A 19,429-nucleotide genomic window follows, 5' to 3' on the forward strand; every position below is an offset into this window, starting at 1 on the left:
CCCCCATATCCGTCCCCCATTTGACCCAAATCAACCCCCTATATAACCAGAAGTGATAAGTTAATAACAACAAAAAGTAACCGTCCCGGAGCCCTCCGCAATGCCCCCTTCACCCGCCTCTCCAGAACCCCCTCTACCCAGTAAACGTGGCTTCCTGAAAGGACTCCTTGGCCTGAGCGCCGCCGCCACCATCATCCCGATCCACGCCGAAGCCACCGGCCTGAACGGCCAACCCCCGCGCCGCCCCGGCATCCCCGGCAAGCGCTACGGCATGGTCGTCGACATGCGCAAATGCATCGGCTGCCAATCCTGTACGGTCAGCTGTTCCATGGAAAACCTGCCCCCCATCGGGCAATTCCGCACCACCGTCCTGCAATACGAAGTCACCCCCGACGATGGCAGCGCCGCCGCCATGGTCATGCTGCCGCGCCTGTGCAACCACTGCGACAACCCCCCCTGCGTCCCCGTCTGTCCCGTGCAAGCCACCTTCCAGCGTGAAGACGGCATCGTGCTGGTCGACAACGAACGCTGCGTCGGCTGCGCCTACTGCGTGCAAGCCTGCCCCTATGACGCCCGCTTCATCAACCACGACACGCAAACGGCCGACAAGTGCACGTTCTGCGAACACCGCCTGGAAGCCGGCCTGCTGCCCGCCTGCGTGGAAAGCTGCGTCGGCGGCGCGCGCGTCATCGGCGACATGAACGACCCCGACAGCGCCATTTCCCGCCTGCTGGTCGAACACAAAGCCGACATCAAAGTCCTGAAGCCAGAAATGAAGGCCGACCCCCACGTCTATTACATCGGCCTGCCCGACGCGTTCGTGCACCAGGTAGACGGCCAGGCCGGCGTACGCCTGGCTGGCGGACATTGAGCCAACACAGGGGACTTTCATGCAGATCTCGGAATTGCTCACACCGGTCTATGACGCCGCCTGGCTGCCTTGGGCCGTGCAGTACTTCTTCCTTATCGGCATCAGCGCCACCACCGCGCTGACCGCCGCCTTTGCCGCCTTCGGCTCCCAAGGCTCGCCGGCGCGCCGATTACTGCCTGCGGCAGCGACGGTGCTGCTGGTCACCGCCATCGCCGCGCCCGTGTCGCTGCTGGCCGACCTGCACCAGCCCGGCAGGTTCTGGCACTTCTACACGCAAGCCACGCCGTGGTCATGGATGTGGCTGGGCGCCTTGCTGCTGCCCGTGTTCGTGGGGCTGGCCGTACTGTTCTGCGCCGCCTGGTGGTGGGGCCGCATCGGCTGGGCTCGCCTGGTGGGCGTGGCCCTGGCGTTGTCCGCCATCTCGATCCTGGTCTATACCGGCGCCGAAGTCATGGTGCTGCGTTCGCGGCCCCTGTGGCACACGGTGTTTTTACCCGTGAACTTCGCGTTGACCGCCTGGTTGGGCGCGCTGGGCGCCATGTTCCTGGTGGGCCGGTGGCTGCCCGGCGGCATGAAGGCCTTGCCGGTGGGCATGCTGCGCCAACTGAGTCTTGCCGCGGTCGTGCTGATGGCGCTGGGTGCCGGCGCATGGGGCCTGCTGGGCACCCTGGGCATTGACCCGTCGTTCGACGCCGCCTTGCGGCTATTCGCCGACTTCCCCATCTGGCGCATCAGCCTGGCGGGCGCGGTCATCACGGCCTTCTGCATGATCGCGCTGCTGCAGCGTCCGGCACGCGCGCTGGCCGCGCCGCTGCCGTCCGCCGCGCTGGCGCTGACCATGCTGGCCGCCGCGTGGATCTTCCGCTGGGTCGTGTTCATGAGCGTGCAGGGCGTGCCCAAGTACGGCGCCGGCCTGTACCTGTACGACATGCCTTGGGGCAGCGATGGCCTGCTGGGCATGACCGGCGTACTGGGCCTGTGCGTGGCGCTGGTCACCGCCACGGCCTGGGCCCTGGAACGGTTCCCGGCGCGCGCGCGCGGCATGGCGGCCTGACCCGCCGCAAGACGAATGCACATGGAAGACAAAGCAATGGACAAGCAACACGAAGACGACAAGCCTGGCGCCGCCAGCATGCCTGATGCGCCTGATGCGGCCGGCACGCCCGGCGATGCCGTGGCCGACGCGGCACGGCGCAAGCTGATGGTGCGAGGCGGCCTGGTCGCCGGCGGCATGGCGGCCTTCGCGGCCGGCTACGGCGAGACCGTCACCCGCGCCGTGAAAGGCCTGACGCACGGCACCGCCGGCGTCGCCACCGCGCATGCCGTGCGCGGCAATTCGCTGACTGCGGAATTCCGCATCGACCCGTTGACTGGCGCGTTGGCCGCCCAGCCGGGCCAGACGGTCAGCCCATCCAGCTGCCTGGGCTGCTGGACCCAATGCGGCGTGCGCCTGCGCGTGGATACCAAAGAGAACCGCATCCTGCGCGTGGCGGGCAACCCCTACCATCCGCTGGCAACCACGCGCCCCGCAGCGATGGAAACCCCGGTGCGCGAGGTCTATGCGCAGCTAGGGGGCGAAAACGGCCTGGAAGGCCGCGCCACGTCATGCGCGCGCGGCTCGGCCATGCTGGAACAGATGAACAGCCCGTTCCGCGTGCTGCAACCCATGAAACGGGTCGGTGGGCGGGGCGAGGGCAAGTGGCAAAGCATCTCGTTTGAACAGCTGGTGCAGGAAGTGTGCGAAGGCGGCGACCTGTTCGGCGAAGGCCACGTGGAAGGCTTGCGCGCCATCTTCGACCGCGACACGCTGCTGGACCCCGACAATCCCGAATACGGCGCCAAGGTCAACCAGTTCCTGTTCACCGATGCTTCCAACGAAGGCCGCACGCCGCTGATCCAGCGCTTTGCCGGGCAGTCGTTCGGCACGGTCAACTTCAGCAACCACGGTTCGTACTGCGGGCAGAGCTTCCGTGTGGGCGCGGGCGCCGCGTTGGGCGACTTGAAGAGCATGCCGCACGGCAAACCCGATTGGGATAATGCGCGCTTCGGCCTGTTCATCGGCGCGGCGCCGGCGCAAGCGGGCAACCCGTTCCAACGCCAGGCCCGGCAACTGGCCGAAGCGCGGGTGCGGCCGGAAGCAGACAGCTTCACGTACGTGGTGGTTTCGCCCGTGCTGCCCGCGTCCTCCAGCCTGTCGGCCGGTTCGGGCAACGAATGGGTGCCCGTGAATCCCGCCAGCGACCTGGCATTGGCGATGGGCCTGATCCGTTGGATCCTTGACAACGAGCGCTTCGACGCCCGCATGTTGGCGCAGCCCGGCCCCAACGCCATGAAGGCGGCAGGGGAAGCGGCCTGGACCAACGCCACGCATCTGGTGGTGGCGGAACCCGGCCACCCGCGCCTGGGCACGTTCGTGCGCGGCGCGGACCTGGGCTGGCCGCGGCCGGCCGACGCGGACGAAAAATGGGAAGACGTCTACGCGGTGCGCCTGGAAGACGGCACGCTGGCGCCGCATACGGCCGCGACGGCCGCCACGTTGTTCGTCGACGAGCGCATCGCCGTGCCCGGCATGGCAGGCGGCGCGGAAACCGTGCGCGTCTGCTCGTCCCTGGCCTTGCTGCGCGAAGAGTCGCACCGCAAGACGCTGGACGACTACGCCGGCCTGTGCGGCGTGCCGACCGACAAGATCGCATCGCTGGCCAAGCGCTTCACCAGCTACGGCAAGCGCGCCGTGGCCGACGCGCATGGCGGCACGATGAGCGGTGCGGGGTTCTACACGGCCTACGCCATCGCCATGCTGAACACGCTGGTGGGCAACCTGAACGTGGATGGCGGCCTGGTACTGGATGCCGGCCCGTTCCCGCCTTATGGCCCCGGCCCGCGCTACAACATCGCAGGGTTCGCCAACCGCGCCACGCCGAAGGGCGTCGCCTTGTCGCGCAACCGCTTTCCCTACGAGAAATCCAGCGAATTCAAGCGCAAGAAAGCGGCGGGCCAGCCGGCGTATCCGGCGTCCGCGCCGTGGTATCCGGCCACGGGCGGGCTCAGTTCCGAAATGCTGGCGTCCGCCCTGGCGGGTTACCCGTACCGCGCCAAGGTCTGGTTCAACCACATGAGCAACCCGATCTACGGCATCGCGGGCTTGAAGGGCGTGATCATCGACAAGATGAAAGACCCGCGCATCCTGCCGCTATCGGTGTCGATCAACGCCTTCATCAATGAAACCAATGCGCTGGCCGACTACATCGTGCCGGACACCGTTACCTACGAAAGCTGGGGCGTGTCCGCGCCCTGGGCCGACGTGGTGGCCAAGGCCTCCACCGTGCGTTGGCCCGCCGTGCAACCGCGCGTGGCGCGCACGGCCACCAACGAGCCGGTCTGCCTCGAGACGTTCCTGATCGCCTGCGCCAAGCGCCTGGGCATGCCGGGCTTTGGCGAAAACGCGATCTCGGACAAGGAGGGCGCCAAGTACGCCCTGGACACCCCCGAGGACTTCTTCTTGCGCGGCATGGCCAACATCGCGTTCGCGGCCGGCCGAGCGGTGCCCGAGGCCAGCGATGACGACATGGCGCTGACCGGCGTCGACCGCTACCGCAGCCTGCTTCAACAGAAGCTGAAACCGGGCGAATGGCGGCAGGTCGCCATGTTGATGAGCCGGGGCGGGCGCTTCGAAAAGATGGACGACGCCTGGGTGGACAAGGGGCCGAACCGGCACACGCGCCAGGCTTACGCCAAGCCCTTGCAGATATGGAGCGAGGAACTTGCGGGGTTCCGTCACGCCATGACGGGCGAACGCTACAGCGGCTGTCCCACCTGGTATCCGGCGCGTCTGGCCGACGGCCGCGACATGCGCGCCGAGTACCCGGCGCAGCAATGGCCCTTCCTGCTCAGCTCGTTCAAGTCGAACCTGATGAGCTCCATGTCCATCGGTGTGAACCGATTGCGTCAGGTGCATCCGCACAACCCGGTGTCGATCAACCGGCAGGATGGCGAACGCCTGGGGCTGCGCAACGGCGACCCCGTGCGCATCGTGACACCGGGCGGCGCCGTGACGGGGCTGGCGCTGTTGCGCGACGGCATCCAGCCGGGCGCGGTGGGCATCGAGCACGGCTACGGCCACACGGAGCTGGGCGCGCGCGCCCACGTGGTCGATGGCAAACCCATGCCGCACGATCCCGCGCTGGCGGCAGGCGTCAACCTGAACGACCTGGGTTTTGGCGACGCCACGCGGGGCGAGCACGCCAACGTCTGGATCGACTGGGTGTCTGGCGCCGCGGTGCGCCAGGGGCTGCCCGCGCGCATCGAGCGCGCGTAGGCGGACGCGGCGGCCGATGCCGGTGCGCATTAGCGCACGAGGGTGTCGGCCACCAGTTCCAGGCCGTCCGCGCCGACGGCCACATCGGGCAACACGCCGCTCAGGTCGCCAGCACGCGCGGCGGCCGTGCCAGACCGGCTGATGCGGATTTCCACGCGGACTTTGCTGGCCCGCGACAGGGTGGCGTCGGGCGACATGGCGCTGCTGTCATCCAGCACGAACGCTCGCGGCAGGTCCGACACCCGCCACTGCAAGATCGCCAGCGGCATGCGCGACCCCTCGACGGGACGCGCCAGGATGAACACGGTATCGCCGGGCTGGACCTGGCCCCGCAAGGCGTCGGCGATGCGGGCTTGCCCGCTGATGCGGGCGGCGGAGGCGGACGCGTCCCCGGCAGGCTTCGCTTCAGCTTTCGTCCCGGCCGACGCAGGCAATGCGCGATTCGATCCGGCCGTCGTGCCGGCTGCCATGGCGCGCGCCTGGGCGATGTTGGATTGGATCTGCCGCGCGGCTTCGGAATCCGGCGGCAGCAGGGCTTGCAAACGTTCCCAGTGGGCCAGCGCCTCGGCCGCATCGCCGCGCCGCAGGGCCATCATGCCCGCCAGCGCCAAGGCCTTGGGCTGGTCCGGCTGCGTGGCCAACGCCTGCGCCACTGCCTCGACGGCATTGGCGTCCGGCTCGCCGCGGTTGGCCGACAACAGCGCATCGGCCATGTCGGCCAGCACGGCGGGTTGGCCGGGGAACAGACGCAGCACCTGTTGATAGGCGGCCACGGCGTCGGCGTAACGGCCCAGCGTTTCATATGAGCGCGCCAGCGTGTACCAGCCGTCCGCGTCGTCGGGCGATTGGCGTAGCCGTTGGGCCAGCGCGTTGATGGCCACCGCCATGTCGTCGCCGGTCTCGGCCGCATGCGGCTCGGCGGCGCCCGCCATGACGGAAACATCGGCCGCCGCGCGGGGATTGCCCAGCTTGCCGTACAGCACCACGGCGGCAACGGGGATCAGCACGCTCAGCAGGCAAGCGGCCGCCACGCCCGCGCGCTGGCCGCGGACTGGCGCGGCCTGTTGCTGGCGCAATGCCAGGTCTTGCAGCAGGTCGCGCTGCAGCTCGTCTTCCGCTCGCGCCAGGCCATCGGCGCTCAGGCTGCCGTTCTGCCTGTCGCGCCGCAGCTGGTCGCGTTGGGCCAGGTAGAACGCGCGCACGCTGGCATCGGATGCCGGCCCTGCGGGCGGCGCGCGCCGCACCAGCGGCGGGATCAGGCACAGCAGCGTGGCCAGCAGCAGCAACAGGACGACAAGCCAGAGCGTGGTCATGAACCGGTATCCAGAAAGCGGGCGGCGCGGGCGCGTTCGTCGGCGGTCAGCGGAGGGCGTGCGCCCGAGCGGCGTTTCAGTGTGCGCAGCAGCACCCAGAACCCCAGCGCCAGCAGCGCGAACGGTCCCAGCCACAGCAGCCAGGTGGCCGGCTTGAATGGCGGATCGTAACGGACGAAATCCCCGTAGCGGTCTTCGAAGAAACGCATGATCTGGGCGTCGCTGCGGCCCTCGGCCAACTGGGCATGGATCAGGTTGCGCATATCGTGCGCCAATGGCGCATTGGAATCCGCCAGCGTCTGGTTCTGGCAGACCAGGCAGCGCAAACCGTGCGCCAGCTTGTCGGCGCGTTGCTGGTCGGCGGCCGACAGCGGGGGCAGGGCGGCCGGCGTTGGCGCGGCGGATGCCGGGGCCGCGGCCAGGATCGTCCCCACGCTGCACGCCAGCGCCAGCAGCCACGTGGCAAGAAGCCGGGCCGCGTTCATTGCAACGCCTCGATCACGGGTTGGATCCGGGTGCGCCAGATGTCCGGCGTGATCAGGCCCAGTTGCTTGTAGCGGATGCGCCCGGCGCCATCGATGACAAAGGTCTCGGGTACGCCGTAGACCCCGTATTCGATGCCGACCCGGCCGTCGGTGTCGCTGGCGGACGCGACGTAGGGATTGCCGTTGCGTGCCAGCCAGTCCCGCGCGTCTTCTGGCTTGTCCTTGTAGTTCAAGCCATACAGCGGAATGCCGTGGCGCTGGGCGACGTCGCGCAGCACCGGCAGTTCATCGCGGCAGGGGCCGCACCACGACGCCCATACGTTCAGCAGCCAGACCTGCCCCTGCAGCGATTGCAAGTCCAGCCGCTGGGCGGGCGCCTGCAGCAGCGGCAAGTCGATGGGCGGGGCGGGCTTGTCGATCATGGCCGACGGCACCGCGCGCGGGTCGCGCGACAGGCCCATGGCCAGGAACACGGCCATCGCCATGAAGGCGCCAAGCGGCAGCAGGTAGCGCAGCATCAGGCCCCCCCTCGCGCGGCATGCGCGGACGGGGCGGCGTCGGCCTTGGGCAGGCGGGCCGCGGCATCCTGCGCGCGTCGGTAGCGCTTGTCGCCTGCCGCCAGCAGGCCGCCCAGGGCCATCAGCAGGCAGCCGGTCCAGATCCAGGTCATGAAGGGTTTGACCTGGATGCGCACGGTCCACGCCGTGTCGCCCACGGGCTCGCCCAGCGCCACGAACAGGTCGCGGGTGAAGCCGCTGTCGATGTCGGCCTGGCTGAGCGCCATGTCCTGCACGGTGTACAGGCGTTTCTCGGGATACAGCGTCACCACGGGTTTGCCGTCGCGCGTGACAGGGAACACGGCGCGCTGCGCGGTGTAGTTCGGGCCCGCCGCGGGCGCCAGGCTGGCGAACGTGAACTGGTAGCCGCCGGCTTCCTGCGTGGCGCCCAGTTCCATCCGCAGTTCATGTTTGACCTCGTAGCCATTGGCCAGCGTGACGCCGGCGATGAATATGCCTATGCCGGCATGCGCCAGCAGCATGCCGTACCAGGCGCGCGGCTGGCGGCCCAGGCGGCGCAGCCATTGGCCGCCGCCGTCCGTCAGCCGCTGCGCGGCGTGCGCGGCGGTGCTTGCGACCGACCATGCCGCCAGCCACAGGCCCAGCACGATCATGGGCGAGCCCAGCCGCGGCGCGCCCGGCATGGCCAGCGGCAACAACACGGCCGTCGCCACGCTGACCGCGAACGCGACGCGCAGCCGCCGGCCCAGATCGGGCATGTCGGCCTGTTTCCAACGGGCCATGGGACCCACGCCCATCAGGAAGATGGCCGGCGTCATCAGCGGTACGAACACGGCTTCGAAGTAGGGTGGCCCGATGGATATCTTGCCCCAGTCCAGCACGTCCAGCACCACCGGATAGAGCGTGCCCAGCAGCACCGAGCCGGCGGCCACGGTCAAGACGACGTTGTTCGATAGCAGCAGGGATTCCCGCGACAACAGCGAAAATCCGCCGCCCAGGCCGACCGTCGGCGCGCGCCAGGCGTACAGGGCGAGGGATCCGCCGACGATCACGGTCATGAACGCCAGGATGTACAAGCCGCGGCCGGGGTCTACCGCAAAGGCGTGCACGGAGGTCAGCACGCCGGAGCGGACCAGGAACGTGCCCAGGATGCTGAGCGAAAACGTGCAAATCGCCAGCAGCACGGTCCAGCTGCGGAAAGCGCCGCGGCGCTCGGTCACGATCAGCGAATGGATCAGTGCCGTGCCCGCCAGCCACGGTATGAACGACGCGTTCTCCACCGGGTCCCAGAACCACCAGCCGCCCCAGCCCAGCACGTAGTAGGCCCAGGCGCTGCCCAGCAGAATGCCGACGGTCAGGAAGGTCCAGGCGGCCAGCGTCCAGGGCCGGACCCAGCGCGCCCACAGCGCATCCAGTTCGCCCGACAACAGGGCCGCGATCGCGAAGGCGAATGCCACGGAAAACCCGACATAGCCCATGTAGAGCATGGGGGGATGCACGATCATGCCGGGGTCTTGCAGCAACGGGTTCAGGTCGCGGCCGGCCATGGCGGGCGGCATCAGCCGTTCAAACGGATTGGACAGGAACAAGAGGAACAGCAGAAGGCCCACGCTGATCCCTCCCATCACCGCCAGCACGCGGCCAGCGAAGGCCAGGGGCAGGCGGCGGCTGAACACGGCCACGGCCAGGGTCCAGGCAGTCAGCAGCAGCAGCCACAACAGCAGCGACCCTTCGTGCCCGCCCCAGACCGCCGCGAAGCGATAGGCCGCGGGCAGGTCCGCGTGGGAGTTGCCGGCCACATACAGCACCGAGAAATCGTTGTGCACGAAGGACCACGCCAGACAGCCGAAGGCCAGCACGGTCAGGCAGAACTGGCCCACGGCGGCGGGCCGCGCCACGCGTAGCCCGGCCTGCCAGCCGGTGGCGGCGCCGACCAGCGGCAGGATGGTCTGCGCCAGCGCCGTCAGCAGCGCCAGGATCAGGCTGAACAGGCCGATCTCGGGAATCATCGCGTCTCCGCCTGCATCGTGTTGGCGGCCGTGGTCTTGCCGGCGCGTTTGAGCGCATCCGCGGCCTCCGGCGGCATGTAGTTCTCGTCATGCTTGGCTAGCACTTCGGTGGCGCGGAACACGCCGTTGGCGTCCAGCTTGCCCGCGACCACCACGCCCTTGCCTTCGCGGAACAGGTCCGGCAGCAGGCCTTGATAGGTCACCGGCACGGTGTGCGCGGTGTCGGTCACGATGAACCGCAGGGTCAGCCCGTCGGCTTCGCGGCGCACCGAGCCTTGTTCCACCAGCCCGCCCACGCGGAAGCTGCCGTTGCGAGGCGCTTCTTTCGCCACCACCTGTGTCGGGCTGAAGAAGAACACCAGGTTCGATTGCAGGGCGTTGAGCACCAGCGCGGTGGCCAGCGCCAGCAGGCCCAGTCCGCCCGCGATGGCGAACATGCGGCGCTTGCGCGGCGTCATTGGACGCCCTTGCCAGCGTGCCCGCGCGTGGTGGCGCGCCGGGCACGGGCACGCCGCCACAACACGAAGGCTTCCAGCCCCATCAACGCCAGCGTGACGCCGTAGGCGCCCAGGATGTAGGGGCCGTGGCCGTGCAGCGAGAACAGCGCGTCCCAGCTCATGGGGCCTCCGGGGTGGAGCGGCCGGCGCGCGCCGCGGCGGGCTCGCGTTCGGCGATAAGGCCGCGCACGCGCGCCAACGCCACCGCCGCGCTGTACAGCCAGAAGGCGGCCACCATCAGCAGCATGGCGGCGACCATGATGCGGGCCATGCTGGGCGCCGAGGTCAGGTTGATGGAGGCGCCCTGATGCAGCGTGCTCCACCATCGCACCGAGAAATAGATGATGGGCACGTTCACCACGCCGGCCAGCAGCAGGATGGCGCCGCCGCGATCGGCGCGGCGGACATCGTCGGTGGCGGCCTGCAAGGCCATGAAACCCAGATACAGGAAGAGCAGGATCAGTTCCGACGTCAGCCGCGCATCCCAGACCCACCACGCGCCCCAGGTGGGCTTGCCCCACAGGGCGCCGGTCCACAACGTCAGGAAGGTGAAGAGCGCGCCCGTGGGCGCCAGCGCGCGCATCATCATGAACGACAGGCGCGTGTTGTAGATCAGCCCCAGCGCGGCGTAGCCCGCCATCACCAGATACAGGAACATCGACATCCACGCCGCGGCCACGTGGATGAACAGGATGCGGTAGACCTCGCCCTGCTGGCTGTCGGTGGGCGCCACGGCCAGGCCCACGTACAGGCCCGCGCACGCGAAAAGCGCGGCGGCCAGCGCCAGCACGGGGATCAGGCGGCCGGCCAGCGGATAGAACACGGCCGGCGAGGCGTAACGCATCCAGCCGCCGCCGGACGCGGACGGGCCGGCGGCGTAAGGCGAATCGAAGGCGGGTTGCTTATGCATGGGGCCTCTCAGTCCAGCGCCACGCGCAGCGCGGCGGAGGCGCTCCAGGGGCACAACAGGATCGCCAGGCACAGGCAAGCGCCCAGCAATGACAATTGCGGGCCAGCGCCCAGACCCGCATGCGTGGCGGATACCGCGCCGGCGCCGAAGATCAGTACCGGCACGTAGAGCGGCAGCACCAGCAAGGGCAGCAGCGCGCCGCCGCGCAGGCCCAGCGTTAGCGCCGCGCCCAGGCCGCCTACCAACGCCAGCGTGGGCGTGCCCAGCAGCAAGGACAGAACGAGCACGCCGATCGCCTGCGGCGGCAGGCCGAATTGCAGGGCCAGCACGGGGCTCGCAAGAATCAGCGGCAGGCAAGCGCTGAACCAGTGTGCGGCCAGCTTCACGCCCACCAACAGCGGCAGCGGATGGGGCGACACCAGCAACTGCTCCAGCGCGCCGTTATCGTGGTCCTGCGTAAAGGGGCGGTGCAGACTCAGCAGAATGCCCAGCAGCGCGCAGACCCACAGCACGCCCGGCCCGATCGCCAGCAGCAAGGCGGGGTCGGGGCCGACCGCCAGCGGGAAGAGCGAGCCCGCGACAATGAAGAACAGCGTGGCGCCCAGCGTATCCGCCGGCCGCCTCCAGGCCAGCCGGACGTCACGCAGCGCCAACTGAGACAGCGTAGCCAGCATCCGCGTAGTCATCCATGTTCAGGGTTTGCGTGCGGGAGGCAGCGGTGCCCGGCGCCCGGTGCGACGCCAGCACCGCCGCGCCACCCGCGTCCAGGTGCGCGTCCAGCGCCCGCCACAATTGGTCCAGGCTGGCCGTGTCCAGACCGGCGTCGGGTTCGTCCAGCAACCACAGGGGCTTGCCGCCCAGCGCCACGGCGGCCATCGCCAGGCGGCGCCCCTGGCCTTGGGACAGCCGGGACGCAGGCAGGTGCAGACAGGCTTCCAGCCGCCAGCGGTGCAGGGCGGCGGCAATGGCCTCATCATCTTGCGGCGTGCCCGCCACATGCAGGGCGTAGCGCACGTTTTCCAGCGCGGTCAATTCGCCGCACAGGCCATTGGCATGGCCCAGGAACGCCACGCGGGCGAAGTACGCGGCGGGATCGCGGCGCACGTCCCGGCCTTCCGAATGCAGCGCGCCGGCCAGCGGGCGCAGCAGGCCCGCCAGCATGCGCAGCAGGCTTGTCTTGCCGCTGCCGTTGGCGCCTTGTACATGCAGGAGCTGGCCGCGATGCAGGTCGAAGTCAACGGGACGCTGGCCTTCCGGGCCGCCGCGCGGGCTACGCAGTCCGCTGGCGGCGAGCATCGGCAGCGGTACGTCAGCGGGCCGCATTCGCCACCTCTTTGGGTCCTCCGGCCGGCGGTGTCGCGTCAGAGGTCTGGCCGGGCGGAATGTGCGGCAGCGTATGGGCGATGCCCTTGTGGCAATCGATGCAGGTCTTGGTCTTGTCCGCCAGGTAGGTGGAGTGCATGTTCTGCGCGCGCACGCTCTGGCGCGTGAAATCCATGTATTCGTAGTTGTGGCAATTGCGGCATTCCAGCGAGTCGTTGGCCTTGAAGCGCGCCCATTCGTGCCGGGCAAGTTCCAGCCGCTTGTCCACGAACTTTTCGCGCGTGTCGATGGTGCCGAAGATCTTGCCCCACACTTCCTTGGACGCCTGCATCTTGCGGGCGATCTTGTCCGTCCAGTTGTGCGGAACGTGGCAGTCCGAACACAGGGCGCGCACGCCCGAACGGTTGGTGAAATGGATGGTGCCCTTCAATTCCGCATACACGTTGTCGCGCATTTCATGGCAGCCCGTGCAGAATTTTTCCGTGTTGGTCAGTTCCATGGCGGTGTTGAAGGCGCCCCAGAACAGGATGCCGCCGATGAAGCCGCCGATCGTCAAAAAGCCCAGGCTGAAGTGCACGCTGGGGCGGCGGATGATGTTCCAGTAGCGCTTGAGGAGCTTGAACATGGCGGCATCAATCCCTTACTTCTTGTCGGTGGCCGGGGCCGTCAGGCGCTTGAGGATCACGTCGATGTCCTGATACGTGTTGGACACCAGCGGCTTGGCCTCGGCCTGCGGCACGTGGCACTGCACACAGAAGTAGCGCCGCGGCGAAACCTCGGCCAATACGTTGCTGTCGCGGTCCATGTAGTGCGTCACGCTCAGGGGCGGCGCCTGCGTTTCCTCGGTGTTCACCCGCGCGTGGCAGGCCAGGCAGCGGTTGTAGTTCTTGTCGATCTGATAGCCGTCGATCTTGTGCGGAATCGTCGGCGGCTGCATCGAATAGGTGCGCATCCGCTTGATGTCCTTGTTCTCGATCGGGCTGATCAGGGGCGGATCAGCTTCTTCCGCGATCGGGGTCGGCCCGCGCATGGGGTCCTCGACCTCTAGCGGCGGCGCGGCCCAGGCGGCCGAACCCAGAAGGATGCCGATGGCGATGATGGCGGCGCGTAGCTTCATGGCTGTCTCCCGGGGGCCGTTCAGACCTTGACGATCTTGACCGCGCACTTCTTGAAGTCGGTCTGGAACGAGATCGGGTCAGTGGCGTCCAGCGTGACCTTGTTGATCAGCTGGCCGGCGTCGAACCAGGGCACGAACACCAGGCCGCGCGGTGGCTTGTTGCGTCCGCGGGTCTCCAGCCGGGTGCGCATCTTGCCGCGCCGCGACTCGATCTCCACTTCCACGCCGCGCCGCAGGCCCATCGCCTGCGCGTCGTCGGGGTGCATGAAACAGACCGCGTTGGGAAACGCCCGATACAGTTCGGGCACCCGCCGCGTCATGGATCCGGAATGCCAGTGCTCCAGGACGCGCCCGGTGGATAGCCAGAACGGATATTCCTTGTCCGGCGACTCCGGAGGCGGTTCGTAGGGCAGGGCGTAGATGACGGCGCGGCCATCCGGGTTGCCGTAGAACTCGAAGCCGGCGCCCGCCTTCACGTAGGGATCGCTGCCTTCGCGGTAGCGCCACAGGGTTTCCTTGCCGTTGACGACGGGCCAGCGCAGGCCGCGCGCCTCGTGGTACGTATCGAAGGGGGCCAGGTCGTGGCCGTGGCCGCGGCCGAATTCGGCATATTCCTCGAACAGGCCCTTCTGCGCATAGAAGCCGAAGGCCTTCGCCTCCTGGTTTTCGTATTCCGCGTTGAGTTCGCTGTTGGGGTATTTGTTGACCTTTCCGTTGGCAAACAGGACGTCGAACAGGGTCTTGCCCCGGTACTCGGGCTTTTTGGCCAGCAGGTCGGCGGGCCAGACCTCTTCCACCTTGAAGCGCTTGGAAAATTCCATCAGCTGCCACAGGTCGGAACGCGCGTCGCCCGGGGCATTCACCAGTTGATGCCAGAACTGGGTGCGCCGTTCGGCATTGCCGTAGGCGCCTTCTTTTTCCACCCACATGGCCGCGGGCAGGATCAGGTCGGCCGAAATGGTCGTGACGGTGGGGTAGGCGTCCGACACCACGATGAAGTTGTCGGGGTTGCGGTAGCCCGGCAGGCCTTCGTTCATCAGGTTGGCCGCGGCCTGCATGTTGTTGTTGACCATCACCCAGTAGGCGTTGATCTTGCCGTCCTTCAGCATGCGATTCTGCAGCACGGCGTGCGCGCCCACCTTGTCGGGGATGGTGCCGTCGGGCAGTTGCCAGATGTCTTCCGCGTGCGCGCGGTGCTTGGGGTTGGTTACCACCAGATCGGCGGGCAGGCGGTGGGAAAACGTGCCCACTTCGCGCGCCGTGCCGCAGGCCGAGGGCTGCCCCGTCAACGAAAACGGGCTGTTGCCCGGCGTCGAGATCTTGCCCGTCAGCAGGTGGATGTTGTAGACCATGTTGTTGGCCCACACGCCGCGCGTGTGCTGGTTAAAGCCCATGGTCCAGAACGAGGTCACGCGGATTTTCGGATCGGCGTAGAGCTCGGCCAGGTCCTGCAACTGCTTCTGAGGCACGCCGGTCAGCTTGGAGGTGTATTCCAGGTCGTACTTCGAGACGAACTTGGCGAAATCGTCGTAGGTGATGGGCTTGGAACCGCCGGCCTTGTCGGCGTTCTTGGCGGCCTTTTGCAAGGGATGGTCGGGCCGCAAGCCATAGCCGATGTCGGTATTGCCTTCGTGGAACACGGTGTGCTTGTCGACGAAGTCGCGGTTCACGCGCTTGGTCTGGATGATGTAGTTGGCGATGTAGTTCAAGATCGCCAGGTCGGTCTGCGGGGTGAAGGTCAGCGTCAGGTCGGCCAGTTCGTAAGAGCGATGCTCGAAGGTCGACAGCACCGCGACCTTGGTTTTTGGCGCGGACAGCCGGCGGTCGGTAACGCGCGTCCACAGGATAGGGTGCATTTCGGCCATGTTCGAACCCCACAGCACGAAGGCGTCGGCGTTCTCGATGTCGTCATAGCAGCCCATGGGCTCGTCGGCGCCGAAGGTCCGCATGAACCCCACGGCGGCCGACGCCATGCAGTGCCGCGCGTTCGGATCCAGGTTGTTCGACCGGAAGCCCGCCTTCATCAGCTTCAGCGCGGCATAGCCTTCCCACACGGTCCATTGTCCCGACCCGAACATGCCGACGGCGGTCGGCCCCTTGTCCTTCAGCACCCGCTTGAACTGTTCGGCCATCACGTCGAACGCCTGGTCCCAGGACACCGGCGCGAACTCTCCGTCCTTGGCGTACTTGCCGTCTTTCATGCGCAAGAGCGGGGTGGTCAGCCGGTCGTTGCCGTACATGATCTTGGACAGGAAGTAGCCCTTGACGCAGTTCAGGCCCTTGTTGACCTCGGCGTTGAAATCGCCGTGCGTGGCCACGACCTGGTTGTCCTTCACCGCGACGTTCACGCCGCAGCCGGTCCCGCAGAATCTACAGGGCGCCTTGGACCATTTCAGCTTGGCCGCTTCGGATTCCGTCACGATGTTCTGCGTGTATCCGACGATGGGGATGCCCGCCACCGTGGCGGCGGCCGCGGCGGCGGATTGCTTGATGAAGTCTCTACGAGCCATGGACATCGCCAATCTCCTCGTTCATCGCGGCAAGCGTGTCGGCGTGCTGGTAGACCAGCGCCGAGGCCAGCACGCCATCCAGGCGTTGGATCTGCGAGATCCGCGCCATCATGTCGTCGGTGGAAGGCGCTTCCAGCGTGACCACCAGTTTCCCGGTGTCGGACGCGCCATGGATTTCAGATCCCGCGACGGCCAGGATGGCGGCGCGGACGTCGGGCAGGCGTTTAGGCAAGGCATGCACGACCAGGCTGGCGATATGCAGCTCGGGCGGCGTGGGGGACGGCGCGGGGAAGGAAGGCGCGGACATGGGGGTTCCGGCGCGTGGCATCAGCTGCCCGGGGGGCCGGCGATCAACTGATAGAACCAGACGATGAAGCCGTAGCCCGCCACGATGACCACCGTCAGGACGGGGGCCATGACAGCCGTCAGGAACAGGAAACTTCGTAGCTCCTGAGGCTTCGTATAGCCATCAGACTCGTTTTGCACACACCACCTCACTATGACAGTTGGGGTATTGCATTGAACGTGCGGATGTCGGACTTTTTAGCAGTGCTTTTACATGCCGTCAATGTTGCATCACGGCGAAACAATCGCGCCGTGGCGCTGTATACGAAAGTGCCTGACGCTTTTCCGAAAAGCGTCAGGCACTTGATACTGATTCGCGTTGATGATCAGGCGATGGCGCCGTAGATGCGCCGCGCGTCTTCCGCGGTGGCCAAGGGCCGGCCCAGCGCGCGAGCGCCTTCGGCGGCCTGCCGGACAAGCGCCGCATTGCCCGGCGCGATGCTGCCATCGCGCAGCTTCAAGTTGTTCTCGAAACCCACGCGCATGTGGCCGCCGAATGCCGCCGCCGTCGTGACGCAAGCGTTTTCCTCGGCGCCGAACGCGCAGATCGCCCAGGGCAGCGTGTGGTCGTATGCCGCCAGGAAGGGCAGCAGGTCGTAGGCCGAAGACGTCTGGCCCACGCTATAGCGGCCCAGCACGAACAGCACCGACCAGGCGCCCGGGGGCACCAGCCCGCGCGCGCGCAGCGACTGCCAGCGCTGCACATCGCCGTCGTCGTACAGAATGATCTGGGCCATGATGCGGCGTTCGGCGACCCACGCGAAAAACGCCGCCAGTTCCGTTTCAGGGATCTCCGGCACGGCAATTTCGCGCAGGCCCATGGATACGGCCTCGGGTTGCAGTTCGCGCACCAGCGCGATCTGCTCGGCCGCCTTGTAGACCCCCGCGGCTTCGCTGGTGACCTGCACCAGCAACTCGCGGCCCACGGCGCGGTCGACGGCCGCCAGCGCTTCGCGGTAGGCATGCGCGTCCAGCAGGTGGCTGCCGTCGGGCTTGCGCACGTGCATGTGCATCATGCCGGCGCCTGCGTCCAGGCAGGCCCGGGCTTCAAGCGCCAACGCATCGGGCGTCATCGGCACGGCAGGGTGGTCGGCGGCTTTCTTGTAGGCGCCGTTGGGCGCCACGGTGATGATGACGGGGGACTGGGCCAGCGCGGCGCGCGGCAGGACGGAGGCGTTCAAGGCTGGATCTCCGGCAGTTCGGCGCTGATCAGGTCTAGGCCGGCGCGCAGCAGGCGGTCGTAGCGCGCGCGCTCGGCGGCAATGGTCTCGGGCGTCCAGGCGTAGAAGCCTTCGCCCGCTTTCATGCCGTAGCGGCCGTCGGCCGCGCGTTCGGTCAGGCAGCGCGCGGGATGGTCCGCATTGCAGAAGGTCGGGTACATGGTCGCGCCCGCGGCCGCGTGCACGTCAATGCCCGCGTGGTCGCGTTGCATGACGGGGCCGGCCGCCAGGAAACGGAAACCAAAGCCGAAGCGCACGGCCGCGTCCACGTCTTCCGGCGAGGCGATGCCGCGGTCGATCAGGTCGAACGCTTCGCGCGACAGCGCGTGTTGCAAGCGGTTGGCCAGGAAGCCGGGCAGGTCCTGCTTGACCTTCACTGGCACGCTGCCGCAGCGGCGCATGAAGGCGATGAGGGAATCCGCGCAGGCATTGTCGCTGGCCTCGCCCAGCACGACTTCCACCAGCGGCACCAGGTGCGCGGGCATGAAGAAGTGCAGGCCCAGCATGCGGCCTCGCGTGTCCAGGCCCTGGCTGATGGCGCTGATGGGGAAGCTGGAACTGTTGCTGGCCAGGATGGCGTCCGGACGGGCGCGCCGGGCCAGGTCCGCGAATAGCGCCTGCTTGATGTCCAGGCGTTCAGGAATGCACTCGATGACCAGGTCCACGGTGGACCAGTCCACGGCGTCCAGGCTGGGCGCGGTGGCCAGCAGCGCGGCATTGGCTTCGCGGCCGATGGTCTTCAGGTTTTCGGCCACGCGGGCGGGCAGGCCGGCCGCGCGTTCCGGGTTGGATTCGATCACGGTCGTCCGGCAGGCCGCGCGGGTCAGCACCACCGCCACGTCCGCGCCCATCGTGCCGCCGCCCACTACCACTGCATGCGCCGCGCCCGGATTGGGCAGCGCTGTTGCGTCCGTCTGCATGGTTTGCTCCCTTCTTGCATCGTCGTTGGGGGCGAGTGTAGAGAAGCCGCTTTGATTGATGAATCAGATTTTTTGGATAGAATGATCGTTAAAACAGATCAATAGAGACACGCAAGGCATCATGCAGATCAATCTTTCGATGCGCGATATCGACACCACGCTGGTGCTGGGCCGCACACTGAATTTCCGGCAGGCGGCGGCGCAGTTGCACCTGTCGCAATCGGCGCTGTCGACGCAGGTCCAGCGCATCGAAGAGGCCCTGGGCGTGCGGCTGTTCGACCGCACCACCCGCACGGTGCGGCTGACGGCGGCGGGCGAAGTCTTCATGCAGCAGGCCGCGACCCTGCAGGTGGCGTTCCGCGACGCGATCGCGGCGGTCAGCGGCATCACCAGCGCAGAGCGGGGCCAGGTGTCGGTGGCCGCGCTGCCGTCGCTGGCGGCCCGGCTGCTGCCGCGCGTGCTGATGGCCTACCGCCAGGCGCACCCGCACGTCGCGCTGAAAGTGCGCGACACGCTGTCGGGCCCGGCCTTCGACCTAGTGCGCGCGGGCGAGGTGGACTTCGCGCTGACCGCCGCCGACCCCCAGCACGCCGACCTGCATTACGTGCCGCTGCTGTCCGACAGCTTCCTGCTGCTGATCCCCGAATCGCATCCGCTGGCCAAGACGCGGGGCCCGCTACGCTGGGCCGACACCGCGACCGCCGCGCACGTGTCGATGGTGCAGCCCAGCAGCGTGCGCCAGTACACGGAATGGGCCTTCTTGCAAAACCGCATCCGCTTCACGCCGGCGTTCGAAGCCGAGCATCTGACGACCATCGTGGCCATGGTCGAGTGCGGCTTCGGCGTGGCCGCCTTGCCCGAGATCGCGGCGGGTGCGGTATCGCAGACCGCCATCGTCCAGCGGCCGCTGACCGGGCCGGTGGCAGAGCGTTCGATTGGCCTGGTCACCTCGCGCAACCGCAGCCTTTCACCGGCCGCGGCGGCGCTGGTGCAGACCCTAAAAACGTATTTGGCCGCGCATCCGCGGTAGCCTTTCGCCAAGGGCGTCACGGCGCTTTTGATTTCCCGCAAGCGGC

20 protein-coding genes are annotated in these 19,429 nt (G+C 67.7%); 4 read left to right on the forward strand and 16 right to left on the reverse strand.

Features of this window, described 5'->3' with window-relative positions; all coding sequences use genetic code 11:
- The first annotated feature begins 100 nt into the window (after nucleotides 1-100).
- The 3 genes from dsrO (at nucleotide 101) to CQ050_RS28535 (ending at nucleotide 5,186) form a co-directional block, all read left to right on the forward strand.
- Nucleotides 101-871, forward strand: coding sequence for a sulfate reduction electron transfer complex DsrMKJOP subunit DsrO (gene dsrO / locus CQ050_RS28525; protein WP_105560200.1), 771 nt, complete (start codon nucleotides 101-103; stop codon nucleotides 869-871).
- A gap of 19 nt (nucleotides 872-890) precedes the next feature.
- Nucleotides 891-1,925 carry an NrfD/PsrC family molybdoenzyme membrane anchor subunit gene (gene nrfD / locus CQ050_RS28530; protein ID WP_105560201.1) on the forward strand — a complete coding sequence of 345 codons (1,035 nt, stop codon included), beginning with the start codon at nucleotides 891-893 and terminating at the stop codon, nucleotides 1,923-1,925.
- 78 nt (nucleotides 1,926-2,003) lie between these two features.
- Nucleotides 2,004-5,186, forward strand: coding sequence for a tetrathionate reductase subunit A (locus CQ050_RS28535; RefSeq protein ID WP_105560251.1), 3,183 nt, complete (start codon nucleotides 2,004-2,006; stop codon nucleotides 5,184-5,186).
- Between the two features lie 29 nt (nucleotides 5,187-5,215).
- Here CQ050_RS28535 and ccmI read toward each other — a convergent pair whose 3' ends face one another.
- The 16 genes from ccmI to CQ050_RS28615 all read right to left on the reverse strand — a co-directional run bounded on the left by ccmI (nucleotide 5,216) and on the right by CQ050_RS28615 (nucleotide 18,353).
- Complete coding sequence (gene ccmI, locus CQ050_RS28540; protein ID WP_105560202.1) at nucleotides 5,216-6,499, reverse strand: c-type cytochrome biogenesis protein CcmI; 1,284 nt, start codon at nucleotides 6,497-6,499, stop codon at nucleotides 5,216-5,218.
- On the reverse strand, nucleotides 6,496-6,984 hold the full coding sequence (locus tag CQ050_RS28545) for a cytochrome c-type biogenesis protein (RefSeq protein WP_233214352.1): 489 nt from the start codon (nucleotides 6,982-6,984) through the stop codon (nucleotides 6,496-6,498). The genes ccmI and CQ050_RS28545 overlap by 4 nt, the downstream gene beginning before the upstream one ends.
- On the reverse strand, nucleotides 6,981-7,502 hold the full coding sequence (locus CQ050_RS28550; RefSeq protein ID WP_105560203.1) for a DsbE family thiol:disulfide interchange protein: 522 nt from the start codon (nucleotides 7,500-7,502) through the stop codon (nucleotides 6,981-6,983). Before CQ050_RS28550 ends, CQ050_RS28545 begins: the two co-directional genes overlap by 4 nt.
- On the reverse strand, nucleotides 7,502-9,511 hold the full coding sequence (locus CQ050_RS28555) for a heme lyase CcmF/NrfE family subunit (protein ID WP_105560204.1): 2,010 nt from the start codon (nucleotides 9,509-9,511) through the stop codon (nucleotides 7,502-7,504). The genes CQ050_RS28550 and CQ050_RS28555 overlap by 1 nt, the downstream gene beginning before the upstream one ends.
- The gene (gene ccmE, locus CQ050_RS28560; RefSeq protein WP_105560205.1) at nucleotides 9,508-9,969 is read right to left on the reverse strand and encodes a cytochrome c maturation protein CcmE; all 462 of its coding nucleotides are present in this window, start codon (nucleotides 9,967-9,969) and stop codon (nucleotides 9,508-9,510) included. Before ccmE ends, CQ050_RS28555 begins: the two co-directional genes overlap by 4 nt.
- Nucleotides 9,966-10,130: a heme exporter protein CcmD gene (gene ccmD, locus CQ050_RS28565; RefSeq protein ID WP_105560206.1), complete on the reverse strand. Its 165-nt coding sequence runs from the start codon at nucleotides 10,128-10,130 to the stop codon at nucleotides 9,966-9,968. Before ccmD ends, ccmE begins: the two co-directional genes overlap by 4 nt.
- On the reverse strand, nucleotides 10,127-10,918 hold the full coding sequence (gene ccmC / locus CQ050_RS28570; protein ID WP_105560207.1) for a heme ABC transporter permease CcmC: 792 nt from the start codon (nucleotides 10,916-10,918) through the stop codon (nucleotides 10,127-10,129). The genes ccmD and ccmC overlap by 4 nt, the downstream gene beginning before the upstream one ends.
- 8 nt (nucleotides 10,919-10,926) lie before the next feature.
- Nucleotides 10,927-11,592 (reverse strand): heme exporter protein CcmB, encoded by a 666-nt coding sequence (gene ccmB / locus CQ050_RS28575; protein ID WP_105560208.1) that lies wholly within the window; start codon nucleotides 11,590-11,592, stop codon nucleotides 10,927-10,929.
- On the reverse strand, nucleotides 11,558-12,241 hold the full coding sequence (gene ccmA / locus CQ050_RS28580) for a heme ABC exporter ATP-binding protein CcmA (protein WP_105560209.1): 684 nt from the start codon (nucleotides 12,239-12,241) through the stop codon (nucleotides 11,558-11,560). Before ccmA ends, ccmB begins: the two co-directional genes overlap by 35 nt.
- Nucleotides 12,228-12,866, reverse strand: a complete 639-nt coding sequence (locus CQ050_RS28585; RefSeq protein WP_105560210.1) for a cytochrome c3 family protein — start codon at nucleotides 12,864-12,866, stop codon at nucleotides 12,228-12,230. The genes ccmA and CQ050_RS28585 overlap by 14 nt, the downstream gene beginning before the upstream one ends.
- A 15-nt stretch (nucleotides 12,867-12,881) precedes the next feature.
- The gene (locus tag CQ050_RS28590) at nucleotides 12,882-13,358 is read right to left on the reverse strand and encodes a nitrate reductase cytochrome c-type subunit (RefSeq protein WP_105560211.1); all 477 of its coding nucleotides are present in this window, start codon (nucleotides 13,356-13,358) and stop codon (nucleotides 12,882-12,884) included.
- Between the two features lie 20 nt (nucleotides 13,359-13,378).
- Nucleotides 13,379-15,874: a periplasmic nitrate reductase subunit alpha gene (gene napA / locus CQ050_RS28595; RefSeq protein WP_105560212.1), complete on the reverse strand. Its 2,496-nt coding sequence runs from the start codon at nucleotides 15,872-15,874 to the stop codon at nucleotides 13,379-13,381.
- Nucleotides 15,858-16,175 carry a chaperone NapD gene (locus tag CQ050_RS28600; RefSeq protein WP_105560213.1) on the reverse strand — a complete coding sequence of 106 codons (318 nt, stop codon included), beginning with the start codon at nucleotides 16,173-16,175 and terminating at the stop codon, nucleotides 15,858-15,860. The genes napA and CQ050_RS28600 overlap by 17 nt, the downstream gene beginning before the upstream one ends.
- Before the next feature lie 20 nt (nucleotides 16,176-16,195).
- Nucleotides 16,196-16,354 carry a periplasmic nitrate reductase, NapE protein gene (gene napE / locus CQ050_RS28605; RefSeq protein WP_105560214.1) on the reverse strand — a complete coding sequence of 53 codons (159 nt, stop codon included), beginning with the start codon at nucleotides 16,352-16,354 and terminating at the stop codon, nucleotides 16,196-16,198.
- A gap of 185 nt (nucleotides 16,355-16,539) precedes the next feature.
- The gene (locus CQ050_RS28610; protein ID WP_105560215.1) at nucleotides 16,540-17,394 is read right to left on the reverse strand and encodes a 3-keto-5-aminohexanoate cleavage protein; all 855 of its coding nucleotides are present in this window, start codon (nucleotides 17,392-17,394) and stop codon (nucleotides 16,540-16,542) included.
- Nucleotides 17,391-18,353 (reverse strand): 3-hydroxyacyl-CoA dehydrogenase family protein, encoded by a 963-nt coding sequence (locus tag CQ050_RS28615; RefSeq protein ID WP_105560216.1) that lies wholly within the window; start codon nucleotides 18,351-18,353, stop codon nucleotides 17,391-17,393. Before CQ050_RS28615 ends, CQ050_RS28610 begins: the two co-directional genes overlap by 4 nt.
- Before the next feature lie 121 nt (nucleotides 18,354-18,474).
- Here CQ050_RS28615 and CQ050_RS28620 point away from each other — a divergent pair, with 121 nt between their 5' ends.
- On the forward strand, nucleotides 18,475-19,383 hold the full coding sequence (locus CQ050_RS28620; RefSeq protein ID WP_105560217.1) for a LysR family transcriptional regulator: 909 nt from the start codon (nucleotides 18,475-18,477) through the stop codon (nucleotides 19,381-19,383).
- Nucleotides 19,384-19,429: the final 46 nt, after the last annotated feature.

Source organism: Achromobacter sp. MYb9 (assembly GCF_002975275.1).
Lineage (GTDB): Bacteria > Pseudomonadota > Gammaproteobacteria > Burkholderiales > Burkholderiaceae_B > Achromobacter.